Genomic DNA, 9,275 nt, shown 5'->3' on the forward strand with positions numbered 1-9,275 from the left:
AGCGAGGCCATGGCCGCCGAGAAGAACGCCTTCGTCTGGAACGATCCTTTCCTCATCGAGGACCAGCTTTCCGAGGACGAGCGCATGGTGCGCGACGGCGCCGCCGCTTTCGCCGCCGACAAGTTGGCGCCGCGCATCGAGGAAGCCTACGCCGACGAGAAGACCGATCCGTCGATCTTCCGCGAGATGGGCGAGGCGGGCCTGCTCGGCATCACCATTCCGGAAGAATATGGCGGGCTTGGCGCCGGATATGTGACCTATGGCCTGGTGGCGCGCGAGGTCGAGCGTATCGATTCCGGCTACCGCTCGATGATGAGCGTGCAGTCGTCGCTGGTCATGTACCCGATCCATGCCTATGGCTCGGAGGCGCAGCGCAAGAAATACCTGCCGAAGCTCGCGTCGGGCGAATGGATCGGCTGTTTCGGCCTCACCGAGCCGGATGCCGGCTCCGATCCGGGCGGCATGAAGACGCGCGCCGAGAAGACGGCCAGTGGCTACAAGCTCTCCGGCTCGAAGATGTGGATCTCCAACGCACCGATCGCCGACGTCTTCGTCGTCTGGGCGAAGCTGAAGGGTGAGAACGGCAAGGACGAGATCCGCGGCTTCGTGCTGGAAAAGGGCATGAAGGGGCTTTCGGCGCCGAAGATCGGGGGGAAGCTCAGCCTCCGCGCGTCGATCACCGGCGAGGTGGTGATGGAAGGCGTCGAGGTCGGCGAGGACGCGCTGCTGCCCAACGCCAAGGGGCTCGGCGGTCCGTTCGGCTGCCTCAACCGGGCGCGCTACGGCATTTCCTGGGGCGCCATGGGTGCGGCCGAGGATTGCTGGCAGCGGGCGCGGCAATACGGCCTCGACAGGAAACAGTTCGGCAAGCCGCTTGCCGGCACGCAGCTGTTCCAGAAGAAGCTCGCCGACATGCAGACCGAGATCGCGCTCGGACTGCAGGGCTCGCTGCGCGTCGGCCGGCTGATGGACGCAGGCAAGATGGCGCCGGAGATGATCTCGATCGTCAAGCGCAACAATTGCGGCAAGGCGCTCGACATCGCCCGTCAGGCCCGCGACATGCATGGCGGCAACGGCATCCAGATCGGCTACCATGTGATGCGCCACGCGCAGAATTTGGAGACGGTGAACACCTATGAGGGCACGCATGACGTGCATGCGCTGATCCTGGGACGGGCGCAGACGGGCATCCAGGCGTTTTTCTAAGGCATCCTCGGCTTCGTCATCCTCGGGCTTGACCCGAAGATCCATTCCGTAACGTCAAGGCGTCTCTGCGGTGCAGGAATTTTTGACGCAAGAAGCGCGACGGAGGTTTGTTTGCGGCGCCGCGTTCTTCGCCTGGCGTCACGGAATGGATCCTATGGTCTGCGCGCTTCGCTTCGCTCCTTGCTTCGCCATAGGATGACGAACGCGCAGGGGTCTTCGCCAATCGCGGACGCTGGAGACTGGCCATTACCCGGCGACGTCGAGCGTTTATTCGCTGCTTAAATTAGGTGCAGCGCAACATCTCTGCTTGGAGAACGGCCAGGATTTGTGTCAGGGTCTGGCGGTAAAACGCCATTCTCCGGGGCACCATGGCAATTCTGGCAGCCGTTCACCACCTGACCCATTACAAATATGACCGGCCGGTGGTGCTTGGGCCCCAGGTGATCAGGCTGCAGCCGGCGCCGCATTCGCGCACCAAGGTGCTCAGCCATTCGCTGAAGGTCGAGCCGGCGAACCACTTCGTCAACCTGCAGCAGGATCCCTACGGCAACTTCCTTGCCCGCTTCGTTTTCCCGGAGCCGGTGACGGAATTGAAGATCGAGGTCGACCTCGTCGCCGACATGACGGTCTACAATCCGTTCGACTTCTTCGTCGAACCGTCGGTCGAGACTTTTCCGTTCGAATACCCGGAAGAGATCCGAGACGACCTCGCCATCTACCGGACGCCGGAAACTGCCGGACCGCTTCTTTCGGCCTTCCTGAAAACCGTCGACCGCAGCCCGAAGAACACCGTCGATTTTCTGGTCGACCTCAATGCAAAGCTGCAGCGCGAGATCGCCTATATCGTGCGCATGGAGACCGGCGTCTATTCGCCGGAAGAGACGCTTGCCGCGGCCAAGGGCTCATGCCGGGATTCGAGCTGGCTGCTGGTGCAGATCCTGCGGAATCTCGGCATCGCCGCGCGCTTCGTCTCGGGTTACCTGATCCAGCTCAAGCCCGATCTCGTCTCGCTCGACGGACCGCCCGGAACCGCCGTCGACTTCACCGACCTGCATGCGTGGTGCGAGGTCTATATTCCGGGCGCCGGCTGGATCGGTTTCGACCCGACCTCCGGCCTGCTCACCGGCGAAAGCCACGTGCCGCTTGCCGCGACGCCGCATTTCCGCAATGCGGCACCCATCTCCGGCATGGCGAGCTTCGCCAATGTCGATTTCGGCTTCGACATGCGGGTCGACCGCATCGCCGAACATCCGCGCATCACCAAGCCGTTCTCGGACGAAAGCTGGGAGGCGCTCGATCGACTGGGCGAAAAGGTCGACGCGGCGCTGAGAGATGGCGACGTGCGGCTCACCATGGGCGGCGAGCCGACCTTCGTGTCGGTCGACGATTTCGAATCCGCCGAATGGAACACGGCCGCCGTCGGCCCGACCAAGCGCGACAAGGCCGACCAGTTGATCCGCCGGCTGCGCGAGCGCTTCGCGCCGGGCGGCTTCCTGCATTACGGCCAGGGCAAGTGGTATCCGGGCGAGAGCCTGCCGCGCTGGACCTTCTCGCTCTACTGGCGCACCGACGGCGAGCCGGTGTGGCGTGACCCGTCGCTGATCGCGCGAGAAACCGGCAAGGCGGACATCGGGCCCCCACAGGCCGAAAGCCTGCTCAAGGCGATCGCCGATGAACTCGGCATCGACAAGGCGATGGTCGGCGAAGCCTATGAGGATCCGGGTGAATGGCTGCTCAAGGAAGGCAAGCTGCCCGACAATGTCGACCCGTCCAATTCGAAGCTGGAAGACCCGGAGGAGCGCAGCCGCATGGCGCGCGTCTTCGAGCGCGGCCTGACCAAGCCGTCTGGCTATGTGCTGCCGGTGCAGCGCTGGAACAGCCAGGCCGCCGGGCAGCGCTGGCGCTCGGAAAAATGGAAGACGCGGCGTGGCCGCCTGTTCCTGGTGCCGGGCGATTCCCCCGTCGGCTATCGCCTGCCGCTCGGCACGCTGCCCTACGTGCCGCCAGCGCAATTCCCTTATATCGTGCCGGTCGATCCATCCGTGCCGCGCGGCGCGCTGCCGGCGCGCGACGCGATCCTGACGGAAGCCGCTCCGGCAGAGCCTGAAGGCGCCGATGAAATGGCGCGCCGCCAGCAGGCGGTGTCCTTCACGGCCACGACCGGCCAGCAGGACCGTGTCGAGCAGGAGATCACGGAGATCGGCGGCGCGGTGCGCACCGCGCTCAGCGTCGAGCCGCGCGATGGCCGGCTCTGCGTGTTCATGCCGCCGGTCGAGGCGCTGGAAGATTATCTCGAACTGGTGGCGGCGGCGGAGAATGCCGCCAAGGCGATCGGCCTGCCGGTGCATATCGAGGGTTACGCCCCGCCGCACGACCCGCGCCTCAACGTCATCCGCGTGGCGCCCGATCCTGGCGTCATCGAGGTGAACATCCATCCAGCCGCCAACTGGCAGGAATGCGTTGCCACGACCGCGGCCATCTACGAGGAAGCGCGGCAATCGCGGCTCGGCACCGACAAATTCATGATCGACGGCCGCCACACCGGCACCGGCGGCGGCAACCATGTCGTGGTCGGCGGCGCCACGCCCAACGACAGCCCGTTCCTGCGTAGGCCCGATCTCCTGAAGAGCCTGGTGCTGCAATGGCAGCGGCATCCGTCGCTGTCCTACATGTTTTCCGGTCTGTTCATCGGCCCGACCAGCCAGGCGCCGCGCTTCGACGAGGCGCGGCACGACTCGCTTTACGAGCTCGAGATCGCGCTGGCGCAGGTGCCGCATCCGGACAAAGGCGCAGCGCCTTTGCCATGGCTGGTCGACCGGCTGTTCCGCAATCTCCTGACCGACGTGACCGGCAATACGCATCGCTCCGAAATCTGCATCGACAAATTGTTCTCGCCGGATGGCCCCACCGGCCGGCTTGGGCTGGTCGAATTCCGCGGCTTCGAGATGCCGCCCAATGCGCGCATGTCGCTCGCCCAGCAATTGCTGGTCCGCGCGATCATCGCCCGTACGTGGAAGAACCCGCTCGACGGCCGCTTCGTGCGCTGGGGCACCTCGCTGCACGACCGTTTCATGCTGCCGCATTATGTGTGGGCGGATTTCCTCGACGTGCTGGAGGATTTGAAGCTCAACGGCTTCGACTTCCGCCCTGAATGGTTCACCGCCCAGCTCGAATTCCGCTTCCCGTTCTGCGGCGAGGTTAGCCAAGCCGGCGTCAAGCTCGAGCTCAGGCAAGCGCTGGAGCCCTGGCATGTGATGGGCGAGCAGGGCGCGATCGGCGGCACCGTTCGTTTCGTCGATTCTTCCGTCGAGCGGCTGCAGGTGCGGACCGAAGGCCTCAATCCGGAGCGCCATGCCATCGTCTGCAACGGCCGCATCGTGCCGATGAAGGTGACTGACACCAGAGAGGTCGCGGTGGCCGGCGTGCGCTTCAAGGCCTGGCAGCCGGCGTCTGGCCTGCATCCGGCCCTGCCGGTCAACACGCCGCTGGTCTTCGACATCTATGACCGCTGGTCGGGCCGCTCGGTCGGCGGTTGCGTCTACCATGTCGCGCATCCCGGCGGCCGCAACTACGACACCTTCCCGGTCAACGGCAACGAGGCCGAGGCGCGGCGCCTTGCCCGCTTCGAGCCGCGCGGCCACACTCCGGGCGGCTATGTGCTGCGCGACGAAGAAGCCTCTGAAGAGTTTCCCATGACCCTTGACCTGAGGCGACCAGCGAGACTCTGATCGACAATGGCCAAGGGGAATCAAAGACGGGCGGGCGGAAGGCCGCGGGCGCAGAGCCTGCTGGAACGCTACCGGCCGATCGAAGGCATCGCCGACGAGATGGTCGATGCGTCGGGCAATGCGCGTCCGGCATGGCGCTCCTTCATCGGCGCGCTCGATGATTTGGGAGCCGAACGGCTTGGGCAGCGTTTTGCCCGCGCCGACCAGTATCTGCGCGATGCCGGCGTCTATTACCGGGTCTACGAACAGGCCGGCGCCAATGAGCGGGAATGGCCGCTGGCGCATGTCCCGTTGCTGATCGACGAGAAGGAATGGGCCGAGATCAGCGCCGGGCTGGTCCAGCGCGCCGACTTGTTCGAGGCGATCCTGGCCGATGTTTACGGGCCGAACCGGCTGGTCGAAAAGGGCATCTTGCCGGCGGGGCTGATCGCGGCGAGCCCCGAATACCTGCGCCCCGTCGCCGGCGTCCGGCCGGCCAATGGGCATTTCCTGCACATGGTCGCCTTCGAGCTCGGCCGCGGCCCGGACGGCCGCTGGTGGGTGCTGGGCGACCGCACCCAGGCGCCGTCGGGCGCCGGCTTTGCGCTTGAGAACCGCGTCGCCACCACACGCGCGCTGTCGGACGTCTATGGCGAGATGCATGTGCATCGCCTTGCCGGCTTCTTCCGCCGCTTCCGCGACGCGCTGAACGGCATGGCCAAGGAGTCCGGCGGCCGCGTCGCCATCCTGACGCCCGGACCGCTCAACGAGACCTATTACGAGCACGCCTATATCGCCCGCTATCTCGGCATCATGCTGCTCGAGGGCGAGGACCTGACCGTCTCCGGCGGCAGGCTGATGGTGCGCACGGTTTCCGGCCTGATGCCGATCGGTGTCTTGTGGCGGCGGCTCGACGCGGCCTTTGCCGATCCGCTGGAGCTCAGGCCGGAATCGCAGATCGGCACGCCAGGGCTGGTCGAAGCGATCCGGCGTGGCACGGTGTCCGCAGTCAATGCGCTTGGCTCCGGCCTCATGGAAACGCGCGCGCTGCTGTCGTTCCTGCCCAGGATCGCGCGCGAGCTCAAAGGCGACGATCTCAACCTGCCGAGCATCGCCACCTGGTGGTGCGGGCAGGAGGCCGCGCGCGCCCATGTGCTGGCCAATATCGACCGCATGGTCGTCGGCCCGGCGCTGTCGACCCGGCTTGCCTTCGAGGACGACGGCGCGACCCGGCTTGGATCGTCGCTATCGGCGGGCGAGCGGGCCGAGCTCGTTGCGCGCATCGAGGCGGATGGCGACGGTTTCGTCGGCCAGGAAGCGGTGACGCTGTCGACCACGCCGGTGTTCGTCGGCGGCCTGCTGGAGCCACGGCCTGCCAGCCTGCGCGTCTATCTGGCGCGCACGCCGGAAGGCTGGGCGGTGATGCCCGGCGGCTTCGCCCGCATCGGCTTCTCGCTCGATCCGACGGCGATCGCGATGCAGCGGGGCGGCCAGGCGGCGGATGTCTGGGTGGTCAGCGACAGGCCGGTCGAGCGCGAGACGCTGCTGCCGCAGGAGCATGACGGCTTCACCCGCACCATGCCGGGCAGCCTGCCCAGCCGAGCGGCGGAGAATCTGACCTGGCTCGGGCGCTATATCGAGCGCTCGGAGGACACGGTGCGCGTGCTGCGCGCCTATCATGTGCGGCTCGCCGAGACGTCCGACCCTGATATGCCGCTGCTTGCCGATATCAGGGACTATCTCGAGCCGTTCGGCATCGAGGTCGAAACGGCGATACCGCCGGGGCTGATCGGCACTTTGGACAGCGCGGTCTACAGCGCCGGTCAGATTCGCGACCGCTTCTCGCCGGATGGCTGGCTGGCGCTGAAGGATCTGTCGAAGACCATCCACAAATTCGCCGAGACGGTCGCGCCTGGAGACGACGCGACGCGGGCAATGACGGTGATGCTGCGCAAGCTCGCCGGCTTTTCCGGCCTGCTGCACGAGAACATGTACCGCTTCACCGGCTGGCGTTTCCTGGAGATCGGCCGCAGGCTGGAGCGCGGCATCCAGATCGCCCGCACGCTTAGCCAACTGACGAGGAATGGGGCGCCGGAAGGGGCGCTCGACATGATGCTGGAGATTGGCGACAGCGTCATGACCCATCGGCGGCAATATCCGGTGCAGGCCGGGCGGCGCACGGTGATCGACCTGCTGGCGCTCGACCCGCTCAACCCGCGCTCGATCCTGTTCCAGCTCGAACGGCTGAAGGCCGAGATCGGCATGCTGCCTTCGATCGGCGGCGAGGGGCACATGTCGGCCGCCGCCAAGGAAATCCTGCAGCTCAACACGGCAATCGCCGTCATGGAACCTTCCGACATGAGTGCCGGGACGCTCGACGATCTCGCCGGCCAGATCGGCGGTCTCTACAACAGTCTCGCCAAGGCCTATTTCGGGTAGAGCATTTCCAGCGAAAAGGATCGCCTCCAATGCTCTATCTCTTTGTTTTTGTGCAATTCCGGACGCAAGGCTACGGCGAAGCCGCCGAGCCTGACCACTGCGCATTTTTGCTGGAATTGCTTTAATGCTCTACGATATCAAGCTTCATTTGCATTACGACTATGCCGCCGCCGCCGGCGGCGGGCGGCACCAGGTGCGCGTGATGCCGCAGACGATCGCCGGGGTGCAGCGTGTGATCGCAGCTTCGCTGTCCTTCCAGCCGACGCCGGCCGAACGTGCCGATTTCTCCGATTTCTTCGGCAACAACGTCACCTCGATCGCCTTTCGCGATGCGCATGAGACGCTCGATATCCGGATGAGCGCGCGCGTGTCGGTCTCGCGGCCGGAGCCAGGCCTCGATGTCTCACCCGACATAAGCGGGCTGAAGTCGGAACTGGATACGGTGCGGTCGCTATCGCCTTCCGCGCCGCATCATTTCCTGGCCGCCAGCGATCATGTCGGCATCGATGCGGCGATCACGGCCTATGCACGGGACAGTTTGTCGGGGTCAACCGTCGCCACGGCGGTCGATCTGTGCAACCGCATCCATCGCGACTTCGCCTATGACGGCAAGGCAACCACCGTGCAGACGCGGGCCAGCGACGCTTTTGCGCTGAAGCGCGGCGTCTGCCAGGATTTTTCCCATATCATGATCGCCGGCCTGCGTGGGCTCGGCATCCCGGCCGGCTATGTCAGCGGCTTCCTGCGCACCATTCCACCGAAGGGCAAGCCGAGGCTCGAAGGCGCGGACGCCATGCATGCCTGGATCAGGGCCTGGTGCGGGCGCGATGCCGGCTGGCAGGAGTTCGACCCGACCAACGGCATGCGGGCGAGCAACGACCACATCACGGTCGGCTATGGGCGCGACTATTCCGACGTGGCGCCGATCGTCGGCGTGCTGAAGACGACGGGTGGCCAGGTCGGCGAGCAGGCGGTCGACGTCATTCCGGTCGCCGCCTGATGGCTGGCGGGCGGCCTACACCGTCCGAGTTGCTTCTCAAATTGCGATCCGCCCACTATCCTGCTACTGGGGCCTGCTACTGGGACGACGGATTGGCGGGGCATAGGGGGGCTCGGCTATGACGGCGATCAGCGTCATCATTCCGGCGCACAACGCGGCGGCGACCATCGCCGACACGTTGACTACGCTGCGCTCGGAAGCCGATGTCATCGGCGAAGTGATCCTGGTCGACGATTGCTCGACCGACGGCACGGCGACCGCGGCAGCGGATGCCTCCTTGCGGCTTAACCTGCCGTTGCGGGTCATCCAGTCGAGCTGCCGGGACGCGGGTGGCTCGCGCAACCTTGCATTGGCGCAGGCACGCTTTCCCTGGCTCTACATGATCGACGCCGACGACCTGCATCTCGAAGGAGGGTTGCGGGCATTGCTGTCCAGGACCACGCCAGGCCCCGATATGGTGATCGGCGCCTACCGGCGGCGCACCGACGGCCAAGATCGGCAATTCAAGACGCCGGCCGGCTACACGGCGAACGGGTTCGCCAATGCCTCGGCCTATCTGCAAGGGCAGGTCCGCTCTATCGCGATCGGCACCGCGCTGGTATCGCGGAGCGTGGTCGGCGATACACGGTTTCCGACCGGACTTGCGTATGACGAGGATACTTTGTTCTGGGCGCAGGTGATGTGCAGGGCTTCGCTCGCGGTCGTGACCCAGCCGATCATGATCTACTTCGTTTCGTCGGAACGCTCGGACGCCCGCTTCGTCGTGGAGCCTGGGCGGCGCTTCCTCGAATGGCGCCTGGCGCTGCGTAAGCTTGCCACATGCGGCATTCCCCTCTCGTCTCTGAAGTGTTTGGACTGGGGACATCGCGAACAGGTGTGCGAGGACATCGCGAACAGTTTTGCATGCTATCGAGCGAGTGCAT

General features: G+C 65.6%; 5 protein-coding genes. All 5 read left to right on the forward strand.

Going from position 1 to position 9,275, the window contains the following annotated elements; translation table 11 throughout:
- Positions 1-9 precede the first annotated feature (9 nt).
- The gene (locus FJ471_RS24905) at positions 10-1,206 is read left to right on the forward strand and encodes an acyl-CoA dehydrogenase (RefSeq protein ID WP_140807380.1); all 1,197 of its coding nucleotides are present in this window, start codon (positions 10-12) and stop codon (positions 1,204-1,206) included.
- Positions 1,207-1,574: 368 nt separating this feature from the next.
- On the forward strand, positions 1,575-4,934 hold the full coding sequence (locus tag FJ471_RS24910) for a transglutaminase family protein (protein WP_140807381.1): 3,360 nt from the start codon (positions 1,575-1,577) through the stop codon (positions 4,932-4,934).
- 6 nt (positions 4,935-4,940) lie between these two features.
- On the forward strand, positions 4,941-7,352 hold the full coding sequence (locus FJ471_RS24915; RefSeq protein ID WP_140807382.1) for a circularly permuted type 2 ATP-grasp protein: 2,412 nt from the start codon (positions 4,941-4,943) through the stop codon (positions 7,350-7,352).
- A 124-nt stretch (positions 7,353-7,476) separates the two neighbouring features.
- Entirely contained in the window at positions 7,477-8,352 is an 876-nt protein-coding gene (locus FJ471_RS24920; RefSeq protein ID WP_140807383.1) for a transglutaminase family protein, read from the forward strand.
- A gap of 118 nt (positions 8,353-8,470) precedes the next feature.
- The coding region (locus tag FJ471_RS24925; RefSeq protein ID WP_140807384.1) for a glycosyltransferase family 2 protein at positions 8,471-9,275 on the forward strand (805 nt) is incomplete at its 3' end.

It is taken from the genome of Mesorhizobium sp. B2-7-1 (assembly GCF_006440735.1).
GTDB lineage: Bacteria > Pseudomonadota > Alphaproteobacteria > Rhizobiales > Rhizobiaceae > Mesorhizobium.